Origin of the sequence: Streptomyces sp. NPDC059010 (assembly GCF_042740355.1) — a bacterium.
Lineage (GTDB): Bacteria > Actinomycetota > Actinomycetes > Streptomycetales > Streptomycetaceae > Streptomyces.
Window position 1 is genome coordinate 148,134 of sequence record NZ_JBHYJA010000017.1, and the last position, 24,472, is coordinate 172,605.

A 24,472-nucleotide genomic window follows, 5' to 3' on the forward strand; every position below is an offset into this window, starting at 1 on the left:
TGCGGGGCCCCCCCCCGCCGCGGGGCGGCTTCCCCGCCCCCCTGATCGTCACGGGGGGGGGGGGGGGGGGGGGGTGGGGGGCGGCCCCCCGGGGTGTGGGGCGCCCCAGGGCCTGACGGCCGAGCAATTCAAGAGGGCCCACCGACAGTGGGCCCTCTTGGCGTTCAGGTAATCTTGCGCGCGACCAAACGATCTTTCATTTCGAAAGGTTCACTGAAAATGCGAGCAGGTTTCAAGGCGTTCATTGCGGCAACGGGGTCCGCAATTCTGCTGACTTCCGTCGCGAGCAGCGCAAGCGCGGACGTAGTGGGGCCCGGCGAGGCGGGGGCCAAGGTCACGTGCGTGAAGAAGGTGCGTGACGGCGGCGGTTTCCCGGGGCTTCGGCGGTGGGTCGATCTGGAGAACCACTGCGGCCGGGCAATCAATGTCAAGGTGGTGTGGAACAACGGCGGAGACGACCCCTGCCGGATAGTCCAGAAGGACGTCCACTGGAGGTCCGAGTCCACCACACTCGCCTCATACGAAGCCACAAAGTGGTGCTGAAATTCCAAGCGCGATAGCGCGGGGGGATTACGTCCAGCTGCCGCTCGTCGTGTAGCCCGACGCACTGCCGGTCGTGTACGACCGGTTCGATCCCGATTCCCAGGTGACGTTCCCGGAGCCGTCCTCCTTAAGGTACTTGTACTCGAAGGCCGTGTTCTTGGGGACGATCACCGACCTGCTCCAGGTCGGGTACGACGCCGAGGACAGGGGGATCGCGTCGGCCGTGTTCCAGGAGCCGAGTGCCGGGATGGAGCCGACGACGTAGACGTTGGTGCCCCAGTCGGTCGTGGCGGTGACGTTGAAGGTGACGTCGGTGGCGCCCGCGTTCGCCAGGTTCCAGGAGTTGTTCAGGGCGATCGCCGAAGTCGTCGTGGTGGCCGACCTGTTGGCGTTGGACTCCCAGGTGACGTTCCCGGACGCGTTCTTCTTCACGTATTTGTACTCGAACGACGTGTTGACCGGCACACTCACCGCCCCCGACCAGACCGGGTAGCCCGACGACGACAGTTTCACGCCCTTCGACGTGTCCCAGCCGCCCAGCGCCGCGATCGAACCGACCACGTAGACGTCCTGGCCGCTGGTGGTGGAGGCGTACTCGTTGAAGGTGGCCGTCACCGTCGAGGTGCCGCCGTCGGGGTCCTGGCAGGTGTCGCAGGGCGTGAACTCACCGTCGTAGAAGGCGACCGCGCTCTTCGCGGGGATCGTCAGACTCGCGTTGCCGCCGGACACAGTGACCGTCGACGCGCCGTTGTCGATGACGTTCGCGTACGTGCCGTCGGCCATCCCGGTCGCGAAGGTGTACGTCGCCGCCGACGAGCCGTTGTTCAGAGCGATGTAGCCCCCGCTGCCCCGCCCGAAGCCGATGACGCTCGACGACTTCGTCGCCCAGTTGGCCACGGCTTGTGAACCCACCGCGTTGTGCCACTTCACCATGCCGGTGATGGCGGTGTCGCGCTGCAGGCAGTACCAGCCGTTCGAGCAGTTCGTGTCCGTCACGAAGCCGCCCGAGTTCGGCGGCGCCTGGTCGGAGGACGAGAACTCGAAGCCCGAGTACACCGTCGGCGTCGACCACTTGTAGGCCAGCTGGAAGACGTTGGCGAGGCGGTAGGTGTCGCCGTCCTTGTAGCTCAGGTGCAGGCCGTTGCGCTCGGTGTCGTGGTTGGTCACGAAGGACACCGAGTTCGCCGGAGGCAGCACACCCGACGACGGCAGCGACTCCAGCTCGCTCACATTGCCCTGGAACGCCGACTTCACCCGGCTCGCGTACGTGAAGTCCAGCACGTCACCCGAGGCGTAGTAGTCGGAAGCCGCCGGGGTCGAACCCGGGTACACCTCCTGGAAGACGTACGGCTGCGCGCCCGACGTCGTGGCGTCCAGCTTCGCCCGGATCGCGTTCAGATCGGTGACCGGCATGTGCTTGGCGGCGTCGACACGGAAACCGTCGACCCCCAGCGCGATCTGCTTGTTCAGAAACGCCGCGATGCCCGAGCGGACGTCGTCGTCCTCCGTCTCCAGGTCGGGCAGGCCCAGCAGCTCGCAGTTCTGGATCTCGGAGAGGTTCGACCAGTCGTCGATGATCAGGTCGGAGTCGTTGCACTCCGCCGACGTGTGGTAGTCGTCCGGGTCCCAGTCGGGGGTGTCGTACTTGTTGGTGATCGTCGTGCCGTGGTAGCCGGTGCCGGTCTGTGCGGCCGTGTGGTTGATCACCGCGTCCGTGTATACCTTCACACCCGCGTCATGGCAGGCGTCCACCATCGAGGCGAACTGCGCCGCCGTCCCGAAGCGGCCGTTCAGGTCGTAGGAGTACGGCTGGTAGACGTCCCACCAGTAGTAGTTGGTCTGCTTCAGCGACTCGGCCGGCGGGGCGACCCACACCGCGCCGTAGCCGTTCGGGCCGAGCACGTCCGTGCACTCGGCGGCGACCGAGTCCCAGTTGTAGGACCAGAGGTTGGCGATCACATCACCCGAGGTCGTGGCGTCCGCGCGGGCGGGCGTCGACGGCAGGGCCAGCGCACCCGCGAAGGCGAGGACACCGGCCGCGGCGGCGGTCGCGGCGCGGCGGAGGGCACCCGGGGGGTGGTGTCTGAGAGGCATGTGCGGCTCCGGAAGTGAAGTCGGACACAAGTCGTCGGACGTCTGCAGAGAATGTGCAGGTCTGGGTTTCAACTACCCGTGAGCGTGGGGCAGTTGTGAAGAGACGTCAAGGCGGCGCGTGAAAGTTCTTTCTGTGAATTTCAAACCTCTTGCTGTAAAGCTTTCGTTAGCGGTACGTTCGCGGCCGGCGCCCGGCAACGAAGCCGCGCCGCGGCGCAGGGGGGATCCGAACTGAGCCGCTCTCGCAAGGAGTTCAGCCTGTGATATCGACACGCTCGGCGCCCCCGAAGCGCCACAGGAAGCGACGCCGTACCGCCCTCGCGGCCACGGTGACCGCGTTCGCCGCAGCGGGCGCCGCGGCTCTGTGGGCCCCCGGCGGCACGGCATCCGCCGCTCCGCCCGGCACCAAGGACGTCACCGCGGTGATGTTCGAGTGGAACTTCGCCTCGGTCGCCAAGGAGTGCACCAACACCCTCGGCCCCGCCGGCTACGGCTATGTCCAGGTCTCCCCGCCCGCCGAGCACATCCAGGGCTCCCAGTGGTGGACCTCGTACCAGCCGGTCAGCTACAAGATCGCCGGTCGCCTCGGCGACGCCACCGCCTTCAAGAACATGATCGACACCTGCCATGCCGCGGGCGTGAAGGTCGTCGCCGACACCGTCATCAACCACATGTCCGCGGGCAGCGGCACCGGCACCGGCGGCTCGTCGTACACGAAGTACAACTACCCCGGCCTGTACTCCGCGGCCGACATGAACGACTGCACGGCGAGCATCAGCGACTACACCAACCGCACCAACGTCCAGAACTGCGAACTCGTCGGCCTCGCCGACCTGGACACCGGCGAGGAGTACGTCCGCGCCACCATCGCCGGCTACATGAACAGCCTGCTCGGCTACGGCGTCGACGGCTTCCGCGTCGACGCGGCCAAGCACATCCCGGCAGCCGACCTCGCCAACATCAAGTCGCGCCTGACGAACCCCTCCGTCTACTGGAAGCAGGAGGTCATCTACGGCAGCGGCGAGGCCGTCCAGCCCACCGAGTACACGGGCAACGGCGACGTCCAGGAGTTCCGCTACGCCTACGACCTCAAGCGGGTCTTCAACAACGAGAACCTCGCCTATCTCAAGAACTACGGCGAGGGCTGGGGCTACATGAACAGCGGCGTCTCCGGTGTCTTCGTCGACAACCACGACACCGAGCGCAACGGCAGCACTCTGAACTACAAGGACGGGGCGAACTACACCCTCGCCAACGTCTTCATGCTCGCCTACCCGTACGGCGCCCCCGACATCAACTCCGGCTACGAGTGGTCGGACACGGACGCCGGCCCGCCCAACGGCGGCTCCGTGACCGCCTGCTGGCAGGACGGCTGGAAGTGCCAGCACGCCTGGCCGGAGATCATCCGCATGGTCGCCTTCCGCAACGCCACGCGCGGCGAGTCCGTCACGAACTGGTGGGACAACGGCGGCGACGCCATCGCGTTCGGGCGGGGCAGCAAGGGCTACGTGGCGATCAACCACGAGTCGGGCTCGCTGAGCCGTACGTATCAGACGTCGCTGCCTGCGGGGACCTACTGCAACGTCCAGAACAACACGACCGTGACGGTGAACTCCAGCGGGCAGTTCACGGCCACCCTCGGCTCCAACACCGCCCTCGCGATCTACGCCGGCAAGTCGAGCTGCTGAGCAGCGGACAGGACGGTTGCCCGGATCCCGCTCGGGGGTCCGGGCATTTCTTCTAGGCAGCGAACACACTTACCCATGGAGTGTGCAGTTTCGATTAGTTGTGATCTTTGCCAGCCGTCGTCGGTGACGGTCATCCAGGACCCGTCCAGACAGCGGAAAGGATCGAACAACCGGCGCAGGGCCAAGCAGGCCGTCGCGAAGATCCATGCCCGCATCGCCGACCGGCGACGCGACTTCATCGAGCAGGAGACCACCCGCATCGTCCGCGAGAGCCAAGCGGTCTATGTGGAGGACCTGAACGTGAAGGGCATGGTCGCCCGTGGCGGCAGGCTCGGCAAGGGCGTCCATGACCAATCCCTCGGCAGATTTGCCCGCACCCTGGAAGTCAAGTGTGCACGGTACGGGCGGACCTTCGTCAGGATCGACCGGTGGTTCCCCTCCACTCAGCTGTGCTCCCGCACCGGGTGCGGGCGACTTACCGGTCCCAAGGGCCGCGAGCAGCTGAATGTCCGCGTGTGGACGTGCACGGAGTGCGGAACCCGGCATGACCGAGACGACGCCGAGGCCAACCTACGCGCCGCTGGACGGAAACGTGTCGCTGAGATGCGGCACGAGGCGGAGCGTCAAAACGCCTGTAGCCAGCCGCTGCGCGCGGCGGAGCAGGCGGGAATCGCCCACGTTCACGTGGGTGAGGACGTCAATGCGATGTGCAGAGCAACTCCCCTTGCTGAGAGTCCCGCTGATACTGTTTCTGAAAATTCTTACCGATGGTTTCAAGCCTCTTGCTGTAATACTTACGGCGGCGATACGTTTCGCGCGGGGTCGGACCCACAGAGCCGTAATCGCTAGGAGCCCATCTGTGATATCGAGATGGCCGTCGCCGTCGAGGCGTCGAACCGCCCATGCCGGACGGGTCGCTGCGGTCACCGTGACCGCGCTGGCCGCAGCGCTCGTCCAGCCCCTCGCGGCGCGGGCGGACACCCCGCCCCCGCCGCCGTCCGACGCCGGACTGGCCGCCGAGCCCGCCCGGCACGACGCCACCCGTGAGCAGTTCTACTTCGTTCTGCCGGACCGTTTCGCCAATGGTGACACGGGCAACGACAAGGGCGGCCTGACCGGTTCCCGCCTGGCCACCGGGTACGACCCCACCGACAAGGGCTTCTACCAGGGCGGCGACCTCAAGGGCCTGACCAAGCGCCTCGACTACATCAAGGGGCTCGGCACCACCTCTATCTGGATGGCGCCGATCTTCAAGAACCAGCCGGTGCAGGGGACGGGGAGCAACGCCTCCGCGGCCTACCACGGGTACTGGATCACAGATTTCACGCAGGTCGACCCGCACTTCGGCACCAACAAGGACCTGGAGACCCTCATCTCCAAGGCGCACGCCAAGGGCATGAAGGTCTACTTCGACGTCATCACCAACCACACCGCCGATGTCGTCGACTATGAGGAGAAGTCCTACGACTACCTCTCCAAAGGCGCCTTCCCGTACCTCACCAAGGACGGCAAGCCCTTCGACGACGCCGACTACGCGGACGGGAAATCCGGGTTCCCGGCCGTCGGCACCGGCTCCTTCCCGCGCACGCCGACCGTTCCCGCCGCGAAGAGGAACGTCAAGGTCCCGTCGTGGCTCAACGACCCGACGATGTACCACAACCGCGGCGACTCCACCTTCGCCGGTGAGAGCTCCACACACGGCGACTTCGGCGGCCTGGACGACCTGTGGACCGAGCGTCCCGAGGTCGTCAGCGGCATGGAGAAGATCTACCAGCGGTGGGTCAGGGACTTCGACATCGACGGCTTCCGCATCGACACCGTGAAGCACGTCAACATGGAGTTCTGGACCCAGTGGGCCACCGCCCTCGACTCCTACGCGGCCAAGCGGGGCCGCGACGACTTCTTCATGTTCGGCGAGGTCTACTCGGCCGACCCGGACATCACGTCGCCGTACGTCACCCAGGGCCGCCTCGACGCCACGCTCGACTTCCCCTTCCAGGAGGCGGCACGGCAGTACGCCTCCCAGGGCGGCAGCGCGCAGAAGCTCGCGGGTGTCTTCGCCGACGACTACAAGTACACGACCGACAAGGCCAACGCCTATGAGCAGGTCACCTTCCTCGGCAACCACGACATGGGCCGCATCGGGTACTTCCTGAACCAGGACAACCCGAAGGCGACCGACGCCGAGCTGCTGGAGAAGGACAAGCTCGCCAACGAGCTGATGTTCCTCAGCCGCGGCAACCCGGTCGTCTACTACGGCGACGAGCAGGGCTTCACGGGCGCCGGCGGCGACAAGGACGCCCGCCAGACCCTGTTCGCCTCGAAGACCGCCGACTACCTGGATGACGACCAGATCGGCACCGACCGCACCCACGCCAGCGACGCCTACGACACCGGCGCGCCCCTGTACCGGCAGATCAGCGCCCTCGCCAAGCTCCGCAAGGCCAACCCGGCCCTCGCCGACGGAGTCCAGACCGAGCGCTACGCGGCCGACGGCGCCGGCGTCTACGCCTTCTCCCGCACCGACGCCCGGACGGGCATCGAGTACGTCGTCGCCTTCAACAACGCCGCCGAGGCGAATACGGCGACCTTCGCGACCGGCTCGGCCGGCATGGCGTTCAAGGGCATCCACGGCACCGACGGCTCCCTGAAGAGTGACGGCGACAGGAAGGTCACCGTCACCGTCCCGAGCGGCTCGGCGGTCGTCTACAAGGCGGCCGGCAAGCTCGCCAAGCCCGCCACCGGGCCGACGGTCACCCTGAAGGCGCCGGCCGCCGGAGCCACCGGCACCGTGGAACTCACCGCCGATGTCGACGGCGGGCAGCTCAACCGTGTCGTCTTCGCCGCCCAGGTCGGAGGCGGCAGGTGGAAGACCCTCGGGACCGCCGACCACGCCCCGTACAAGGTCACCCAGGCCATCGGCAAGGACGTACCGGCCGGCACGGCCCTGCGCTACAAGGCGGTCGCCGTCGACTCGGCCGGCCGCACGGCGAGCGCGCTCGCCCGGAGCACCACCGGCACCCCGCCCGCCCCCGAGAACCCCAGCGCCGCCTCCCGCGACTACGCCGTCGTCCACTACAAGCGCACCGACGGCGACTACGCGAACTGGGGCGTGTACGCCTGGGGCGACCTCGCCGACGGCGAGTCCACCAACTGGCCGGAGAGTCACCCCTTCACCGGCCGTGACGCCTACGGAGCCTTCGCCTACGTCAAGCTGAAGCCCGGCGCCTCGTCCGTCGGCTTCCTCGTCATCGACAAGGACGGCAACAAGGACGTCTCCGCCGACCGCACGATCGACGTCACCAAGACCGGTGAGATCTGGATCGAGCAGGGCAAGGAGACCGTCCGCACCGAGAAGCCGGCGGCCGACTACCCGGCGCCGGACAAGTCCAAGGCGGTCCTGCACTACCACCGCGCCGACGGGAACTACGACGGCTGGGGCCTGCACACCTGGACGGGTGCCGCGAACCCCACCGAGTGGTCGAACCCCCTGAAGCCGGTCAAGACTGACAGTTATGGTGCGGTCTTCGAGGTACCGCTCACCGACGGTGCCACCAGCCTCAGCTACATCCTCCACAAGGGCGACGAGAAGGATCTGCCCGCCGACCAGTCGCTCGACCTCACGGCGAACGGCCATGAGGTGTGGCTGTTGAGCGGCCAGGAGAAGTACCTGCTCCCGCAGCCGGCCGGGTCCGCCGCCGCGCTCGACCTGACCACCTCCAAGGCGGTCTGGATCGACCGGAACACGCTCGCCTGGAACGGCTCCGAGGCCGCCGCCTCCACCCAGCTGCTCTACAGCCGGGCCGGCGACATCGCAGTCAAGGACGGCGCGCTGACCGGCGACGCCAAGTGGCTGCGGCTGTCGAAGACGTCCCTCACCGACGCCCAGAAGGCGAAGTTCCCGCACCTGAAGAACTACGCCGCCTGGTCCGTGGACCCCCGTGACCGCGACCGGGTCCGCGAGGCCCTGCGCGGCCAGCTCGTCGCCTCCCAGCGCGCCGCCAACGGGGCTGTCCTGGCCGCGACCGGCGTGCAGATCGCCGGCGTACTGGACGACCTGTACCCCGGGGCGACGAAGGCAGACCTCGGACCGACCTTCGACAAGGGCCGCCCGACGCTGGCCGTCTGGGCGCCCACGGCACAGTCGGTCAAGCTGGAGATCGGCGACTCCACCGTCGCCATGAAGCGGAACGACAGCACCGGAGTCTGGTCCGTCACCGGGCCGGGGTCCTGGAAGAACAAGCCCTACCGGTACGTCGTGAAGGTCTGGGCGCCCAGCGTCCGCAAGGTCGTCACCAACAAGGTCACCGACCCCTACTCGGTCGCCCTCACCGCGAACTCCGAGCGCAGCCTCGTGGTCGACCTGCGCGACAGGGCCCTGGCGCCGGCCGGCTGGTCGACGTACACCAAGCCGAAGGCGGTGCCGCTGCGGGACGCGCAGATCCAGGAGCTGCACGTCCGGGACTTCTCGGTGGCGGACAAGACGGTGCCCGCGAAGGACAAGGGCACCTATCTCGCCTTCACCGACAAGCTCAGCGACGGCTCCAAGCACCTGAAGAAGCTGGCCGAGGCGGGCACGTCGTACGTCCATCTGCTGCCGGCCTTCGACATCGCCACCATCCCGGAGAAGAAGTCCGAGCAGGCGACCACCGACTGCGACCTCGCCGCCTTCCCGGCCGACTCCGACAAGCAGCAGGAGTGCGTGGCGAAGATCGCCGCGAAGGACGCCTACAACTGGGGCTACGACCCGTACCACTACACGGTCCCCGAGGGCTCGTACGCCTCCGACCCGAACGGCACCGCGCGCAACGTCGAGTTCCGCAGGATGGTCAAGGCGCTCAACGAGGACGGCCTGCGCGTCGTCATGGACGTCGTCTACAACCACACTCCGGCCGGCGGCCAGGCGGAGACCAGCGTCCTCGACAAGGTCGTCCCCGGCTACTACCAGCGGCTCCTCGCCGACGGCTCGGTCGCGAACAGCACCTGCTGTGCCAACACCGCCACCGAGAACGCCATGATGGGCAAGCTGGTCGTCGACTCGATCGTCACCTGGGCCAAGGAGTACAAGGTCGACGGCTTCCGCTTCGACCTCATGGGCCACCACCCCAAGGCCAACATCCTGGCCGTGCGCAAGGCCCTGGACGAGCTGACCCTCGCCAAGGACGGCGTCGACGGCAAGAAGATCATCCTGTACGGCGAGGGCTGGAACTTCGGCGAGGTCGCCGACGACGCCCGCTTCGTCCAGGCCACCCAGAAGAACATGGCCGGCACCGGCATCGCGACCTTCTCCGACCGGGCGCGGGACGCGGTGCGCGGCGGCGGCCCCTTCGACGACGACCCCGGCGTCCAGGGCTTCGCCTCCGGCCTCTACACCGAGCCCAACTCGTCCAAGAACAACGGCACTCCGGCCGAGCAGAAGGCCCGCCTCCTGCACTACCAGGACCTCATCAAGGTCGGCCTGTCCGGCAATCTCGCCGCCTACCGCTTCACCGACACCAGCGGCAAGGAGGTCAAGGGCTCCGACGTCGACTACAACGGCGCACCCGCCGGATACGCGGCGGCCCCCGGCGACGCCCTCGCCTACGCCGACGCGCACGACAACGAGTCGCTGTTCGACGCCCTCGCCTTCAAGCTGCCCACCTCGGTGAGCGCGGCGGACCGCGCCCGTATGCAGGTCCTCGCCATGGCCACGGCCGGCCTCTCGCAGGGCCCGGCCCTCTCCCAGGCCGGCACCGACCTGCTGCGCTCCAAGTCGCTGGACCGCAACTCCTACGACAGCGGCGACTGGTTCAACGCCATCCACTGGAACTGCGCCGACGGCAACGGCTTCGGGCGGGGGCTGCCGATGGCGGCCGACAACAGCTCCAAGTGGCCGTACGCCAAGCCGCTGCTCGGCACCGTCAAGGTCGGCTGCGCGCAGATCGAGGGCGCCTCGGCGGCCTACCGCGATCTGCTCAGGATCCGTACGACGGAGAGCGCCTTCTCCCTCGGCACGGCGGAGCAGGTGCAGTCGAAGCTCTCCTTCCCGCTGTCCGGCAAGGAGGAGACGCCCGGCGTGATCACCATGCGGCTCGGTGACCTCGTCGTCGTCTTCAACGCGACGCCCGAGAAGCAGGAGCAGCGGATCACCGCCCTGGCCGGCCAGGGCTACCGGCTGCATCCGGCGCTGGTCTCGGGGGCGGACCCTATCGTCAAGTCCTCGTCGTATGAAGCGGAATCGGGGACGTTCGCCGTTCCGGGGCGCACAGTTGCAGTCTTCTCCCGAACCCCCTGACACGGCGCTAGCTTGAATGGGGCGGACCCGGTCACCGGGCCCGCCCCATTCGTGCGTATCCGAGGGCGAGCGACGATGGACGGTTACGGAATGGAGCTGGACACGACCGTGATGGTCGTCGACGACGTCTCGGCCAACCGCTATGCCATGGGCGCCGTGCTGCGCCGGGCGGGCCACGACGTCGTACCGGTGGCGAGTGCGGGGGAGGCGCTGATAGAGCTGGATGTGCGGCTGCGCGCGGGCGCCCTGCCCGACGTGGCCCTGGTCGACGTCGGGCTGCCGGACATGAACGGCTTCGAGCTGTGCCGCCGGGTCAAGTCCCGGCCGTCCACGGCCGCGCTGCCCGTCGTCCACTTCTCCGCCAAGGCGCTGGAGACGGGGGACCGGTGCCGGGGGCTCGACGCGGGTGCCGACGCCTATCTGACGGTGCCTGCCGAGCCGAGCGAGATCGAGGCCGTCGTACGGGCCGCCGTCCGCGGGTCCCGTCGGCGCACCGCCGCCGAGGCGCTGGTGCTCCGGCTGGCGCTGCTGTCGGAGGCGACCGTCGCCGTGCAGACCGCGCGCTGCCTGGGGGAACTGGCCGCCGCGTCCGCCACCGGCGCGGCCCGCCTCACCGGCACACCCGCCGTCGTCTTCGTCATCGGCCCGGACGGCGAGGCGCACCACGGCAGCTCACGCAGCAGACTCGCGCTGCCCGACGCAAGCGCGCACGAGGCGGCCGCCCGGCTGATCACCCGGATCGCGAAGGGCTGGGGCGGGCGGACCGGCGTGCACAGCACCGTCGTCCCGGCGCCGCTGTGGCCCGCGGGCTTCTTCCGCCCCGGCGTCCAGGAGGACGCCAGCCTGGTGCTGGCATCCGCCCAGGAGGGCCGAGCCCAGGTGTGCATCGCAACACCGGCAAGTGCAGCGTCCCTCAGGGGCGCGGGGCTGCGTCGATATGCGGCTCCGCCGCGGGGCGCGACAAGCGACGACGAACCCGCGGACGACCGACGACACCACACGGCACTTCCCATCGCGGCACTACCCGCGGAGCGACTGGCCCAGGCCACCGCGCTCGCCGCCGAGCCGCTGCTGATGTACGAGGCGGAGCGGGACATCGCCCTCACCCTCCAGCACAGCTTCCTGCCCCAACCGCACCGGCTGCCCGATCTGCCGGGCATCGACCTCGTCGTACGGTACGTCCCCGCCTCCCGGCACACCGAGATCGGCGGCGACTTCTACGCCGCCCTGCGCACCGAGGACGGGGTGCTCACCGCGGTCGGGGACGTCGTCGGGCACTCGCTGGAGGCGGCCACCGTCATGGTGGAGATGCGGCACGCGCTGCGCGCCCACTGCGTCGAGGAGAGCGACCCGGCGGTGCTGGCCGAACGGCTCGACCGGATGCTGCAGCACTACCACCCCGACGTCACCGCCACCGTCTGCCTCGCCCTGGTCGAGCCCGGCACCGGACGCGTCCGGATCGCCAACGCGGGCCACATACCGCCGCTGATCGTGCGGGAGAAGGGCGAGGCCGAGTACGTCCCGGTGTGCGGTCCGCTGCTCGGGCTCGACCTCGACCGGCCCGAGCCGACCGAGCTGGTGCTGGACCGGGAGGACCGTCTCCTCATGGTCACCGACGGCCTCATCGAGACCCGCGGCATCGACCTCGCCGCCTCGATGGAGCAGCTGCGCGCGGCCGCCGCCGACGCCCCGAACGGCCTCGACGCGCTGTGCGACACCCTGCTGGGCTGCTTCGGGCACCACCGGGAGGACGACATCGCGATGCTGGCGCTGCGGTTAGGGTGATCGCTGCCGACATAGAACAGGAGTGCTCATGCCGCAGATCACCGTCGACTACTCGGAACAGCTGGCGGACGACTTCGACCGGCCCGGCTTCGGGCGGGCGCTGCACGCCGCCGTGGTGGAGATCGCGGCCGCCAAGCTGCCGGCGTGCAAGACCCAGTTCCGCCGCTGCGAGAACACCACGTTCGCCGACGAGACGGACGGCCACGCCGTTGTACACGTCACCCTGGGCCTGCTGGCCGGCCGTACGGACGAGACGAAGGCCCGACTCACCGAGGCCGTGCTGGAGTTGCTGCGGCAGTACATCAAGCCCACCGGGGAGCTCGCGCTGCACCTGACCGCGGAGGTGCGCGACCTCGACCCCTCGTTCCGCAAGTTCGAGAGCTGAGCCCTGCCGGGGCCCGCTCAGGACGCCAGTGAGATCAGCCGGGCGACCAGGTCGTTGAACGGACCGTCGGCCGGCTCGTCCTTCAGCATGTGGCGCAGAGTCGCGCCCATCTCCTCGTCGTAGGCGGCGCTGACGGCGGCCAGCGCGGCGAAGTCGTGCACCAGCTGGACCTCCAGCTCGGCGCGCGGGATGCGCCGGCCGTCCAGCCAGATCAGCGCCGTCGACTCGGCGAGCGAGATCCAGGAGCGGACGACCAGCTCCAGACGCGCGGGCGGGTTCTCCACCCGCAGATGCGACAGGATCTGGACATACGCGGCCTGGCGCACGGAGTCGATGAGCGCGTTCGTCGCCGTCGAGCCGACGGCCGGGCCGCCCCGCATCAGCGCGGAGAATCCGGGGCCGTGCTCCTCGACGAAGTCGAAGAACCGGCGCATCACCCGCAGCAGCCGCGCCCCCAGCGGCCCTTCCCGCGGCTCGACGAACCGGCCCGCCAGTTCCTCCGAGGCACGCTTCAACGCGGCCTCGTACAGGCTGAGTTTGCCGGGGAAGTAGTGGTAGACCAGCGGGCGCGAGATACCGGCGGCCGACGCTATCTCGTCGATGGAGACATCGTCGGGCGAGCGCCGGCTGAACAGGTCGAGGGCGACACCGATCAGCTGCTGCCGCCGCTCATCGACTCCCATTCTTCGCCGTACCCCGGTAGTCATACGAACACCTTACCGATCGATTCCGGCCCCGAACGGATCGGACCGACCATGGGTGTTCACATATCGAGCACGATTCGCTCACTCCTGGCCCGTGACACACAGATCAGCATGGAGTCGGCCCGCTCCGCGTCCGTCAGCAGCTCGTCCCGGTGGTCCACCTCGCCCTCAAGGACCCGCTGTTGGCAGGTCCCGCAGAAGCCCTGCTCGCAGGAGTACGCGGTGTTCGGCAGCTCGGCGCGCACGGCGGCCAGCACGGTCGAGCCGGCGGGGACGCTCAACGTCCGCCCGCTGCGCCGGAGTTCGACCTCGAAGGCATCGCCGCCCAAGGCGCGGGGTGTGAATCGCTCCAGGTGAACGTTCGGGAACCGTTCCTCCACCGCGGCCATCAGCCCTTCCGGCCCACAGCAGTACACGGCGGCGTCCCCGGGCACCTCCGTGAGCGCGGCGTCGAGATCCGGCACTCCCGCCACGACGGTCACCCGGTCCCCGCCGAGCTTCTCGACCTCCGCCACGAACGGCATCGAGTCACGGTCACGTCCGCAGTACAGCAACCGCCACTCGGCACCGTCCGGCAGCGCCCGCAGCATCGGCAGCACCGGAGTGATCCCGATGCCGCCGGCGACGAAGACGTACGACGGCGCCTCGACCAGCGCGAACCGGTTGCGCGGCCCCCGCACCTCCAGCTCCATGCCCTCCCGCACCTGCTCGTGCACCTCGCGTGAGCCGCCCCGCCCGTCCGGGACCAGCCGAGTCGCCACGGTGTACGCGGAGTCGTCCGCCGGGTCACCGCACAGCGAGTACTGCCGCACCAGCCCCGACGGCAGCACCAGGTCGAGATGGGCGCCGGGCTCCCAGCGCGGCAGGTCGCGCCCCTCCAGCCGTAGGCGGACGACCCCCTCGGCGACCTCCTCGCGCTCGGCCACCAGCAGACGCAGCGCCCGCGACCTCGGCCGCCCGGAGACCGGCTCCTCCAGGGCGGGCATCGGCCACAGCGGCGAGGCCTGGATACGGCGCCGCATCGCCCGCCGGGCGAGCAGGGCGGCACCGGCGACCACGGCGACGGTCCGGAGCTTCGGCATCAGGCGGCACCCTTCGCGGACTTCTCGGCCGTCTCGGCGGCCAGCGCGGCGGGGGAGGAGGCGAGATAGGCGACGGCCTGCTCGGTGCAGCCCTCCTGGGAGGGGTGGTAAGCACGGCTCAGATAGCGGGGTATGGACCTGAGCATGTCCCCGGTCGCGGGGAGCGTGCCGCGCTTGCCGCGGACGTAGAAGTCCTTGAAGCTCGCCCTGCCGTCGACGAGCGTCGGGTCGTTCTCCATGAAGAAGCGCGAACCGCGCTGCCAGAGGAACACCAGGGCCGTGAAGGCGGTCGCCCAGGTCCGCACCCGCCGCCGGTAACCCCCGTCGACATGCATGAACAGGTCGAAGGCGACCGACCGGTGCTCGACCTCCTCGGCGCCGTGCCAGCGCAGCAGGTCCAGCATGGTCGGATCGGCGCCGCGCCGGTCCAGCTCCTCGGCGCCCAGCACCCAGTCGCCGAGGAAGGCGGTGTAGTGCTCGATGGCCGCGATGATCGCCACCCGCTCCATCAGCCACCAGTGGCGCGCCCGGCCCGGCGGCAGCGTGCGGTCGCCCAGCAGCTTCTCGAAGAGCCAGTCCACCTGTGCGGTGTACGGCGTCGGATCGAGCCCCTGCTCCCGCAGATGCGGCAGCACCTCGTCATGGGCCTGCGAGTGCATCGCCTCCTGGCCGATGAACCCGATGACGTCCTCGCGCAGCCGCTCGTCCCGGATGTACGGCAGCACCTGCTTGTAGACGTGCACGAACCACCGCTCGCCCGCCGGCAGGAGCAGATGCAGCACATTGATGGTGTGCGTGGTGAACGGATCCCCGGGCACCCAGTGCAACGGGGTGTCCTCCCAGGAGAAGGACACCTTGCGGGCCTTGAGGGGCACCCGGTCCTGCGTATTAGACATGGCGTCAATGTACTGACGGGTAGGTCCCGGGTGAACCCCTGTGCGCGACCTTGTTTACGCGAGTGTCAGCAAGCCTTACTCAAGGCCGCTGATCGAACGCCCGCTCTCCAGCGTGCCCTTCAGCTCGGCCTGTACCCCCTGCGCGGCCCGCACGGCCAGCAGGCTGCCCTCGGAGGCGCCCCGGACGCCGCCCGTGGCCCGGATCGACTCCGTGTCCCGGGCACCCGCCGCCAGCAGATACCAGCCGCCCGACTGCGCCTTCCACAGCACCCCGGCCAGCACATGCGGGTCACGTGCCCCGCACGCCGACACGTTCTGGCCCTTGGCCACCGCCGCCGCCTGCGCCGCGCCCGGCGTCCGGAACTGGGCCAGCACCCGCTCCCCGCCGCCCCGCCAGGTCTCCGCGCGCGTGCACACCCAGTCCGCCGAGCCGGTCCCGTCGGGCAGCGCCTGCCGGGCAAAGGTCCACGCGTTGACCGTCCGCACCCCCGCGGAACGCATCGAACCCAGCCAGCAGGAGTACGGCGCCCAGGACCGCAGTGCCGCCGGACCGGTCGCGTCCTTGGCCTCCCCGGGGCGGCCGGTGGTGAGCCGGGCCGGGACCAGTTCGGCGAGGTCGGTCAGCAACCGGGCGCCGGTGCTGTCGGTCAGCTGCAGGACGTTCCACGAGTTGCAGGAGCCGCCGCTCTGCTGGGTGGCGGGGCTCGCCATCGGCGAGGTCACACCGTCGTTCACGGTGAGGTCCATCGGCCCGGTACGCGGCTTCAGCAGATCCCGCTCGGCTGCCGACTTCACCCAGGGCGCCAGTAGATAGCGGACATTGCCGTCGGCCCGGCTCAGCACCACCGCGCTCGCCTCCGCCCTGGTCGCGCCGTCGACGCGGGAGAAGTCCAGGGCGGCGCCCTCGGTGCCGTCCGTCGGTTCGGCGTAGCGGGCGATGCGCAGGCCGTCGTAGAGGATCACCAGACGGGCGCTGTCGACGTTCCCCGCGTACAGCAGCTGCGGGGCGCCGGGCGGGCCGCCCGCCGGGGTGCCGGGGGTCGCCGAGACCTGGACCTTCTCGCCGGGGCGGGCCCACACGGCGAGGGCGCGGCGCAGCAGACCCGAGTCGCTCGTCAGGTCGCCGCGCGCGGGCCACACGGAGAAGTCGGTGCGCGCGGAGGACTGCCAGGCCAGCGCGGGCACCTTCGTCAGCTGGGCCGGGTCGAGGGCGGCCTCGGCCGCCGGGTTCTGTGCGTACGAAGGCGCGGCCGGACCGTCCGGGCCCCAGCCCTCGCCGGGCAGGCCGAGCAGTGCGCCGGACACCAGGAGGGCGGCGCCCGCGGCGAGCGCGGCCTTCACATGCTGCCTGCGCCGCATCAGGTCGGTGGGCCGGGCCTGCAGCGAGCAGGGGTCGAACTCGGGGGAGTCGAGCAGCGCGTACTGCGCGTCGACCGTGTCGGCCTCCGCCAGCGCGCCTTCCCAGTCGTCGACACCGGCCGCCGCCAGCACCTCGCACACGTCGTCGTCCTGGAGCTTCTCCAGGCCGCGCAGCACATAGGCGGCCCGCGCCGGGCCGGACAGCGCCGACAACCGCTGGTCCAGAGCGAGTTCGTCGGCGCCGCCCGACCGGGGGAAGAGGCGCAGGCCCCAGACCTGGGGCAGCAGGGGCGGCAGTTGGGAGCGCTTGGGCCAGGCCGCGCGCTTGAGCGGACGGTTCGCCTCCAGCGCCGTACGCAGCACACGCAGACGCAGCAGGGCGTACCCGGGATCGCCCTCGCGGCCGGTCGACTGGGCCGGGATCCCGGGCGTCGCCGCCGCCCGGCCCCGGGGCAGCGCCCGCTGGGTGAGGGAGTGCGCGGTCACCACACGCCGGTTGCGGCCGAGGCTCGGCGGCAGCACCAGGTAGGCGAGCCGGACGAGACGCGGGTAGTGCTCGACGAGCGCGGCCTCGGCCCGCTCGACGTCGACGACCGGGTCGTCCGAGGCGGGGGCGGGGCGCGGGGCGACATCCTGTGACTGCACGTTCAGCAGAACGAGCGAATCGTCGGTTGGTCACCGGCACCCGGACCGCCCGGGCCCGTTCCGGAGCCCGTTGCGGGGCCGGCTCAGTCCCCGGACTCCAGCAGCGCCCGGGCGTAGTTCCTCATGGAGCGCTGGTAGCGCGGCAGATGGGGGGCGAGAGCGCCCAGAACGAGGGACAGGCCCTCGCGGTCACGCCCGAGGCTCGACAGACACAGCGCCAGCGTCGCCCGTACCGCGTCGTCCAGCTCGTCGGACGGTGCGTCCAGTTCCGGCGTCAACAGCTTGACGCCCTCCTCGGCCTGTCCGACGTTTCTGAGCGAGCTGGACAGCTGGATCTTGGCTCGCCGTCCCTTGTAGCCGGTCAGCCCGCGGGCGAGCGCCTCCCGGTACAGCGGCACCGCGTTGTCCGAGTGCCCGGTCGAGTCCCAGGCGCAGGCCCGCTCGAAGGGGCCCAGCGGGCTGTCGGCGGGCAGTTCGGTGACGAGTGCGTCGATCACGGCGCGGAAGTCGGGCGCACTCTCCTCGGCGTAGTCGTCGAAGGTCGCCCAAGCGGCGGTCACGCGATCTTCCCAGTCCTGGTTCATCGCGTCACTCTCGCACGGGTGGGCGAACGCGGGCAGCGGTATTTTGAGCGCTCCGCACGTGGGAGCCGTATCCACCGGGAGGCCCCTGCAGGGAGGAAGACATGAAGGTGACCCGACCCATGCTCGCGGCGGCCGGTGTCGCGGCGGCGTTCGTGCTGGCAGGCTGCGGTTCCGGCGGCGACGAGCAGGCCGCCGTGCCCGAGACCGCCACCGGCAGCCTGGAGCATCTGGCCGCCGAGGTGAAGTGCAAGCCGAACATGCAGACGGACGCCGACGAAATCCGGCAGGCGCTCTGCAAGAACACCGACGGCAAGTTCGTCCTCGCCACCTTCGCCACCGATCGCGGTCAGGCCGAGTGGCTGAGCGGGGCGAAGGACTACGGCGGCTACTACCTCGTCGGCCGCAAGTGGGTCGCCGTCGGCCAGGAGAAGACGGTCACGGCACTGCAGACCACGCTCGGCGGGTCGATGGAAGAGGGTTCCGCCCATATGAACCCCGGTGGCAGCCACAACAAGAGCGGCGGCCACCACGGCTGACCGCGAATTCCCGGCAAGCGAAAGCCGGCGGTGGGAATTCCCACCGCCGGCTTTCTGCTGTTGCTACCGGATCAGAACTACTGGCAGTCCTGGCCGCTGTTGATGCAGTTGACGACCTCGTTCATCGTGTTCTCGTCGAAGAAGTTGATGAAGTCGTTGTGGTCGGTGATCGCCTTGTGCAGCTGGTCCGGGAAGGAGTCCACCGCGAAGGCATTCTGGACCTGGCCGTTCTGGATCTGCGGAGCCTGGACGTCGTAGACCAGGCGGACCTGGAGCTGGGGGATCGCCTGGAAACCGTTGGCGCAGGTGCCGTCACCCTGGACGAAGGCCACATGGGTGCGGTGGTTGGCGCTGTCGATGTTCTGGCCGTCCCAGCAGCTCTGGAAGTTGCTCGTCCGGACCACCGAGCTGCCCTCGGGGCAGATCGGCAGCTTGTCGTGCAGCTGGACCTTGTCCTCGAAGCCGGTGCAGCTCCAGTTCGCGTTGGCGTTGTTGTTGCCGTTGACGAAGGACTTGGCGTCACCGGTGATGATGCGCAGGGCCTGCGGCATCGCGACGACATCGCTCGTCTTGTTGCCGACGAACTTCAGCTGTGCCTCGCTGGCCTGGACGATCGTGCCGACGTTGCCGTCCTGACCGCCGCCGGGGGCGTTGGCGTCGATGTCGTTCTGGCCGTCCTGCACACGCAGCACCGGCCAGAAGTACGACGACTTGTCGCCCTGGTTCTGGCAGGACGTGTCGCCGTTCGCCAGGTCCTGGTCGCTGGCGAACGCGTTGTTCGCCTGGTTGCCGACGTAGTCGTGCTGGTGCTGGGCACCGTTGGAGACACCAGGGGCGACGATCACGTTGTCCGAGTTGCGGTTCTCGTTCTCGTTGGTACCGCAGTTCGTGGTGAAGCTGCCCGTCGAACCGGAGTCGCCGTTCGCGGGGAGCCCGTTCGCGCCCACGCCCAGCTGGGCGTTGCCCTGGACCTGGGTGATGTCGACGAAGTCGTCCGCCGACGGGCCGTTGCCGGCCTGTCCGCCGTTGCCGCCCTGGTCCTGTCCGCCGCCGTCCTGTCCGTCCTGGTTCTGACCGTCGTTGTTCTGACCGTCCTGGTTCTGGTCCTGACCGTCGTTGTTGTTCTGGTCCTGACCGTCCTGGTTCTGGTTGCCGTCCGCCTGGCCGTCGTTGGTCTCAGGCTGCTCGGCCGGGACGCCCTGGCACTGGGCGAGCTGGTCCATGCCCTGAGGCCGCTGGCCGCCGGCCCGGTTGATGTTGATACCGATCCGGTCGAGCGTGGCCACGCGCTTGGACTTCAGCGGGCCGAGGATGGCGTTGTTGACGAAGTTGGCGTCCCCCGCCTGGGCCTGCCGCGTCTCGGCGAGACGCTTGTAGGCCTCCGTGACCTGCCTGTCCAGCAGCGCCAGCTCCTTGGCGACACCCCTGCGCGCGCTCTTCGGCACCTTCGTCAGCTTCTGGCCGACATCGGGGCAGTTGATCGTCGCGATCTGGGCGTTCGCGGACTTCGTCTGGTTCCACCCAGAGTTGTCCTCGTGCGCCGAAGCATAGAAGTTGGCCCATACAAGCCCGCCCCCACCGAGCGCTAGGGCCGCCGATGCGGCTATGGCCTTGGTGGCCAGCGGCGTACGGCGTTTTCGAATGTTGCGTCCCATGGAACTCCTCTGACTTCCTTTTTCGGGGCATCGAGGCGCCCGACAGGAGTGAAGCGGCTCCCATTCATACGGAGCGGGTCCCAGGGGTGTTCAGTCGTCCCGGAAATTGTTGAGAGATTCGTGAGAACCTGTGCGCTCAACAGCCCCCGAAACACCAGGAGTTGTTGATCCCGCACGGCGGGTGAACGGACGGGTGAAACGGGCCGGTGAAGGGCGGGTCCGATATCACCGGCCGTGGTCGAGATACGCGAGAACCGCCAGCACGCGACGGTTGTCGTCGTCCGACACCTCCAGGCCCAGTTTGGCGAAGATATTGGCGGTGTGTTTGGCGATCGCCCGTTCCGTGACGACGAGCCGCTCGGCGATCGCCGCGTTGGTCCGCCCCTGCGCCATCAGCTCCAGCACCTCGGTCTCCCGGGGCGTGAGCCGGGCCAGCGGCTGGTCGCCGGCCGCGCGCCGGGTCAGCAGCTGCTGGATCACCTGCGGGTCCATCGCGGTCCCGCCCGCCGCGACCCGCCGTACGGCGTCCACGAACTGCTCCGCGTCGAACACCCGGTCCTTCAGCAGATACCCCACCCCGCCGCTGCCGTCGGCGAGCAACTCCCGCGCGTACAGCTGCTCCACGTGCTGCGACAGCACCAGCACCGGCAGCCCGGGCTTCTTGCGCCGGGCCTCCAGCGCGCACTGCAGCCCCTCGTCGGTGTTGGTCGGCGGCAGCCGTACGTCGACCACGGCGACGTCCGGCTCCAGCTCGGCCAGCGCCCGGGACAGCTCGGGGCCGGTCTCGACGGCCGCCGCGATCTCGAAGTCGTAGGCCTGAAGGAGCCGGACGAGTCCGTCGCGCAGCAGGAACAGGTCTTCGGCTAGGACAACGCGCAAGGAATCTCCATGGTGACCATGGTGGGGCCGCCCGCGGGGGAGCTGACGGCGAGGACGCCGTCGAATGTACCCAGTCGCCGCTCCACCCCGGCGAGACCGGAACCGGCCGTGATCACCGCGCCGCCCCTGCCGTTGTCGGTGACGCAGACGCGCAGCAGGCCCGCGCCCTCGGGCACATGATGCAGGTCGATCCAGATCCGGTCGGCGCCCGAGTGCTTGACCGCGTTGGTGAGCACCTCGCTGACCGCGAAGTACGCCGCCGACTCCACGGGCGCCTCCGCACGCCCGGGCAGCTCCACGTTCACCTCGGTCGCGACCGGCAGCCGCAGCGCCAACGCCCGTACGGCGTCGCCCAGTCCGCGCTCGGCGAGCACCGGCGGATGGATGCCGCGCACCAGATCCCGCAGTTCGGCGAGCGCGTCGACGGAGGACTGCCGGGCCTGCGCGACGAGCTGCCTGGCCTGCTCCGGGTCCTTGTCGAGCAGCATCTCGATGGTGCCGAGGTCCATGCCCATCGCCACCAGCCGGGCCTGCGCCCCGTCGTGCAGATCGCGTTCGATACGGCGCAGTTCGGCGGCGGAGGTGTCGACGGCGTCCTGCCGGGATTCCGTCAACACCCTTACGCGTGCGGCCAGTTCACCCTGGTTGGAGCTCAGGACGGCCCGGGTGAGCCGGAAGTGGGCCTGGAGCAGACGCGCGGTGTAGAAGTGCGCGAAGACGAGCAGTACGAGCGCCAGGGCACCGGCACCGAGCGCGGACGCCTGCCCGGTCACCGGCACGAAGCCGTACCAGTATGTGCCGCCGCCGGAGTCCGTGAACACCCGCCACAGCCCGGCCGCGATCGCGAAGCCCTCCAGCGGATAGAGGAGCAGCACAGCCGGCAGCAGCGCGGTGACGAACCCCGCCGTCATGTCCACCGGCAGCCACCGCAGGTCCCGCCAGGTCGCCGGATCGCCCAGCATCCCGAAGGTGCGGCCCCACGGGTTGGCGTCCTTCGGCAACGGCCGGTACGCCGACGGGATCCGCACCCCGCCCCACTCCGCCGCGAGGACCCGCCGCCAGTCGGCGAACGCCCGCACCCCCGTCAGCACCCACGGCGTCGTGACGATGCCGACGCCGATCGGTATGAGCGCGAGGGACACGAGGGAGAGCACGAGACAGAGGACGGCCCCCGGCAGGGAGATCAGCGCCAGCGCCAGCCCGCGCAGCGCGGCGAGCCCCATGCCCCGTGCCCTCGAACCCCGCCCGCTCTTCATGTCGTTGGTCATGGCGTCAGTCTCGCGGAGCCGACAGCACCGGTCACGGGGCCGAGCCCCCGGATCAGGGGGTGGTGCCAGATACACCCCCGTCGGCCGCGGCGAGCACCTTCGCCTCCACCTCCGGATCGAGCCCCTTCGGCGTCCGGTCCGGCCGCATGGGCGCGGTCCCTCCGATGTCCTGGAGCCAGCGCCAGGTGTCCGCGACGGTCTCGGCCACGGGTCGGCAGCGCAGCCCCGTGGCGACGGCCCGGGACACATCGGCAGCGTGCAGGGCGTCATGCATGTCGCTGCCCGGCGGCACCCACACCGGCAGCTGGGTCCACGGCTCGATGCCCGCGTCCAGGATCAACCCCGGCTCGGTCCAGCGCAGTTCGGCGCCCCCGCCGACGGTGGCCACACAGGCGTCGAGCAACTCGCCCATGGTGGCGTGTCCTTGCCGGCTCATGAGGTTGTACGGCCCGCTCAACTCCTGTTCCACCGCCCCCAGGATCCACTTCGCGAGGTCGCGGATGTCGACGTACTGGAGGGGAAGGTCCCGCGGCCCGGGCGCCAGCACCGGACCGCCGCGCGCGATCCGGCCCAGCCACCAGGGCAGCCGCCCGACGTTCTCGTACGGCCCGAGCAGCAGCCCGGCCCGCACCAGCACGGAGCGGTCCGCCCCGAACTCCCCGACGGCGGCCAGCTCGCCGCCCCGCTTGTCGCGCAGGTAGTCGGTCTGCTCCGCGTCGGCCGCGGCGCCCTCGACCAGCGGCGCGTCCTCGGTGTACCCGGCGGGCGGGGCCCACTCGTACACCGAGCAGCTCGACACGTACACATACCGCCCGGCGCGGCCCCGCAGCAGCCGCGCCGAGTCCCGGACGGCACGCGGCGCCGCCGACCAGGTGTCGACGACGGCGTCCCACTCACCCTCGGCGAGGGCGGCGAGCCCGTCCGGCGAGGTGCGGTCACCCTGCAGCGACCGCACCCCGGCGGCAGGTTCGTGCCGTCCCCGGTTGAAGACGGTGACGTCCCAGCCCCGCCCGAGGGCCGCCTCCACGACGGCCCGCCCCGCGAACTCCGTACCACCCAGCACCAGAAGTCTCATGCCGTCGACTCTGCCCGGTGGCGGCGCGGGACGGAACACGGCTCTGCCGTCGGCAGACAGCTTTCGCGGGGAGCGGCTTTCGCGGTGAGCGGCCAGGGATGTCAGGGAGGTCAGCGCCCGGCGGGCGGGGCGTACTTGTAGCCCACCCGCCGCACGGTCAGGATGGCGTCCCGGTGCTCGGCGCCCAGCTTGCGGCGCAGCCGGGCGACATGGACGTCGACGGTACGGCCGTCGCCCACATGTCCGTACCCCCACACCGTCGTCACCAACTGGTCGCGCGTGTGCACGCGATGGGGGTGGGCCACGAGGTGGGCGAGCAGCTCGAACTCCAGGTAGGTGAGGTCGAGTTCACGCCCGTCGACGGCGGCGGTGCGCCGAACGCTGTCGACGGTGACGAGGGGGTCGCCGCCGGTGTCGGCCACCGCCGCGACCGGCGGCTGCCGGTCGGCCGGGACCAGCACCAGATAGCCGATCATCGGCGGCTGTCCCGGCAGCGTGGGCAGGGAGTGCTGGGGAGCGGGCAGCCAGGTGGCACCCGGCGGCAGCAGGTCCGCGACGTCGATCACCTCGTCCCGGTCGACGGCCCGCAGATGATGCCGGGCGCCGTTCGGGACGGGGGAGTCGAGCGTGGCGGCGGTGGACAGGGAACGGGTGTTCGCCATGAGAGGTCAGCTCTTTCGCGCGAGAGGTCCATTGAGGGAGGAACGTCGTTCGCGCTGGCCGAAGGCCGGGGAATACGGCTTTAGAGGGCCGGCGCGTTCATCGCGCGGCAACACACCCGGTCGAAGTCATGGTGCTGACGGGACGGCCAGAAAGGCTCCAGGTCATGACGACCTGTCGCGAGGAGTTTCCGGATGCCGACCATGTCCCCATTGAAGCAGATGACGTGCATGAACAGGACCCTCCTCTCACGGCTTGGACGCGAAGGGGCGCCCCCCCGCCCCGGGGGGGCCCCCAAAAGGTCGACCATGCGGCACAAGGCCGCGCCCGCGCCAGAAAGCCCGGCCCGCACCGTTACCA

Annotated in this window: 17 protein-coding genes; 6 read left to right on the forward strand and 11 right to left on the reverse strand. The window is 69.7% G+C overall.

Annotated features, from left to right (window positions below; translation table 11 throughout):
• Window positions 1-570: 570 nt before the first annotated feature.
• Window positions 571-2,637, reverse strand: coding sequence for a carbohydrate-binding module family 20 domain-containing protein (locus tag ACFWYS_RS20445; RefSeq protein ID WP_384770565.1), 2,067 nt, complete (start codon window positions 2,635-2,637; stop codon window positions 571-573).
• Between the two features lie 260 nt (window positions 2,638-2,897).
• Between ACFWYS_RS20445 and ACFWYS_RS20450 the strand changes: the two genes are divergently transcribed.
• From ACFWYS_RS20450 to ACFWYS_RS20470, 5 genes are all read left to right on the forward strand, one after another.
• A complete protein-coding gene (locus ACFWYS_RS20450; protein WP_384770568.1) occupies window positions 2,898-4,325 on the forward strand; it encodes an alpha-amylase family protein in 1,428 nt (475 codons plus the stop codon).
• Window positions 4,326-4,448: 123 nt separating this feature from the next.
• Window positions 4,449-5,174 (forward strand): RNA-guided endonuclease InsQ/TnpB family protein, encoded by a 726-nt coding sequence (locus ACFWYS_RS20455; RefSeq protein ID WP_384770571.1) that lies wholly within the window; start codon window positions 4,449-4,451, stop codon window positions 5,172-5,174.
• 10 nt (window positions 5,175-5,184) lie between these two features.
• Complete coding sequence (gene pulA / locus ACFWYS_RS20460; protein WP_384770574.1) at window positions 5,185-10,599, forward strand: pullulanase-type alpha-1,6-glucosidase; 5,415 nt, start codon at window positions 5,185-5,187, stop codon at window positions 10,597-10,599.
• Window positions 10,600-10,674: 75 nt separating this feature from the next.
• Complete coding sequence (locus ACFWYS_RS20465) at window positions 10,675-12,384, forward strand: SpoIIE family protein phosphatase (RefSeq protein WP_384770577.1); 1,710 nt, start codon at window positions 10,675-10,677, stop codon at window positions 12,382-12,384.
• A 28-nt stretch (window positions 12,385-12,412) separates the two neighbouring features.
• Window positions 12,413-12,769, forward strand: coding sequence for a 5-carboxymethyl-2-hydroxymuconate Delta-isomerase (locus ACFWYS_RS20470; RefSeq protein ID WP_384770580.1), 357 nt, complete (start codon window positions 12,413-12,415; stop codon window positions 12,767-12,769).
• Between the two features lie 17 nt (window positions 12,770-12,786).
• On the opposite strand, the gene ACFWYS_RS20475 is transcribed toward ACFWYS_RS20470, so the two are convergent.
• The 5 genes from ACFWYS_RS20475 to ACFWYS_RS20495 all read right to left on the reverse strand — a co-directional run bounded on the left by ACFWYS_RS20475 (window position 12,787) and on the right by ACFWYS_RS20495 (window position 18,039).
• Window positions 12,787-13,476, reverse strand: a complete 690-nt coding sequence (locus ACFWYS_RS20475) for a TetR/AcrR family transcriptional regulator (RefSeq protein WP_384770583.1) — start codon at window positions 13,474-13,476, stop codon at window positions 12,787-12,789.
• A 56-nt stretch (window positions 13,477-13,532) separates the two neighbouring features.
• On the reverse strand, window positions 13,533-14,555 hold the full coding sequence (locus ACFWYS_RS20480; RefSeq protein WP_384770587.1) for a PDR/VanB family oxidoreductase: 1,023 nt from the start codon (window positions 14,553-14,555) through the stop codon (window positions 13,533-13,535).
• Entirely contained in the window at window positions 14,555-15,451 is an 897-nt protein-coding gene (locus tag ACFWYS_RS20485; RefSeq protein WP_384770590.1) for a metal-dependent hydrolase, read from the reverse strand. The genes ACFWYS_RS20480 and ACFWYS_RS20485 overlap by 1 nt, the downstream gene beginning before the upstream one ends.
• Window positions 15,452-15,526: 75 nt before the next feature.
• On the reverse strand, window positions 15,527-17,455 hold the full coding sequence (locus tag ACFWYS_RS20490; RefSeq protein WP_384770593.1) for a hypothetical protein: 1,929 nt from the start codon (window positions 17,453-17,455) through the stop codon (window positions 15,527-15,529).
• Between the two features lie 83 nt (window positions 17,456-17,538).
• Entirely contained in the window at window positions 17,539-18,039 is a 501-nt protein-coding gene (locus ACFWYS_RS20495; RefSeq protein ID WP_384770596.1) for a tetratricopeptide repeat protein, read from the reverse strand.
• A gap of 101 nt (window positions 18,040-18,140) precedes the next feature.
• On the opposite strand from ACFWYS_RS20495, the gene ACFWYS_RS20500 reads away from it, so the two are divergent.
• Window positions 18,141-18,575: a hypothetical protein gene (locus ACFWYS_RS20500; RefSeq protein ID WP_384770599.1), complete on the forward strand. Its 435-nt coding sequence runs from the start codon at window positions 18,141-18,143 to the stop codon at window positions 18,573-18,575.
• A gap of 77 nt (window positions 18,576-18,652) precedes the next feature.
• Here the strand turns inward: ACFWYS_RS20500 and ACFWYS_RS20505 are convergent, their stop codons facing one another.
• The 5 genes from ACFWYS_RS20505 to ACFWYS_RS20525 all read right to left on the reverse strand — a co-directional run bounded on the left by ACFWYS_RS20505 (window position 18,653) and on the right by ACFWYS_RS20525 (window position 24,114).
• A complete protein-coding gene (locus ACFWYS_RS20505) occupies window positions 18,653-20,230 on the reverse strand; it encodes a DUF1996 domain-containing protein (RefSeq protein ID WP_384770602.1) in 1,578 nt (525 codons plus the stop codon).
• 225 nt (window positions 20,231-20,455) lie between these two features.
• Window positions 20,456-21,109, reverse strand: coding sequence for a LuxR C-terminal-related transcriptional regulator (locus tag ACFWYS_RS20510; protein WP_384770605.1), 654 nt, complete (start codon window positions 21,107-21,109; stop codon window positions 20,456-20,458).
• Entirely contained in the window at window positions 21,094-22,377 is a 1,284-nt protein-coding gene (locus ACFWYS_RS20515) for a sensor histidine kinase (RefSeq protein WP_384770608.1), read from the reverse strand. The genes ACFWYS_RS20510 and ACFWYS_RS20515 overlap by 16 nt, the downstream gene beginning before the upstream one ends.
• 52 nt (window positions 22,378-22,429) lie before the next feature.
• Window positions 22,430-23,452, reverse strand: coding sequence for an SDR family oxidoreductase (locus ACFWYS_RS20520; RefSeq protein ID WP_384770611.1), 1,023 nt, complete (start codon window positions 23,450-23,452; stop codon window positions 22,430-22,432).
• A 110-nt stretch (window positions 23,453-23,562) separates the two neighbouring features.
• The gene (locus ACFWYS_RS20525) at window positions 23,563-24,114 is read right to left on the reverse strand and encodes a winged helix-turn-helix domain-containing protein (protein ID WP_384770614.1); all 552 of its coding nucleotides are present in this window, start codon (window positions 24,112-24,114) and stop codon (window positions 23,563-23,565) included.
• Window positions 24,115-24,472 lie beyond the last annotated feature (358 nt).

Excerpts from the sequence above, each read along its gene's own strand:
- ACFWYS_RS20445 (WP_384770565.1), bottom strand. The coding sequence starts at position 2,637 with ATGCCTCTCAGACACCACCCCCCGGGTGCCCTCCGCCGCGCCGCGACC.
- ACFWYS_RS20465 (WP_384770577.1), top strand. The coding sequence starts at position 10,675 with ATGGACGGTTACGGAATGGAGCTGGACACGACCGTGATGGTCGTCGAC.
- ACFWYS_RS20470 (WP_384770580.1), top strand. The coding sequence starts at position 12,413 with ATGCCGCAGATCACCGTCGACTACTCGGAACAGCTGGCGGACGACTTC.
- ACFWYS_RS20475 (WP_384770583.1), bottom strand. The coding sequence starts at position 13,476 with ATGACTACCGGGGTACGGCGAAGAATGGGAGTCGATGAGCGGCGGCAG.
- ACFWYS_RS20480 (WP_384770587.1), bottom strand. The coding sequence starts at position 14,555 with ATGCCGAAGCTCCGGACCGTCGCCGTGGTCGCCGGTGCCGCCCTGCTC.
- ACFWYS_RS20485 (WP_384770590.1), bottom strand. The coding sequence starts at position 15,451 with ATGTCTAATACGCAGGACCGGGTGCCCCTCAAGGCCCGCAAGGTGTCC.
- ACFWYS_RS20495 (WP_384770596.1), bottom strand. The coding sequence starts at position 18,039 with ATGAACCAGGACTGGGAAGATCGCGTGACCGCCGCTTGGGCGACCTTC.
- ACFWYS_RS20500 (WP_384770599.1), top strand. The coding sequence starts at position 18,141 with ATGAAGGTGACCCGACCCATGCTCGCGGCGGCCGGTGTCGCGGCGGCG.
- ACFWYS_RS20505 (WP_384770602.1), bottom strand. The coding sequence starts at position 20,230 with ATGGGACGCAACATTCGAAAACGCCGTACGCCGCTGGCCACCAAGGCC.
- ACFWYS_RS20515 (WP_384770608.1), bottom strand. The coding sequence starts at position 22,377 with ATGACCAACGACATGAAGAGCGGGCGGGGTTCGAGGGCACGGGGCATG.
- ACFWYS_RS20520 (WP_384770611.1), bottom strand. The coding sequence starts at position 23,452 with ATGAGACTTCTGGTGCTGGGTGGTACGGAGTTCGCGGGGCGGGCCGTC.
- ACFWYS_RS20525 (WP_384770614.1), bottom strand. The coding sequence starts at position 24,114 with ATGGCGAACACCCGTTCCCTGTCCACCGCCGCCACGCTCGACTCCCCC.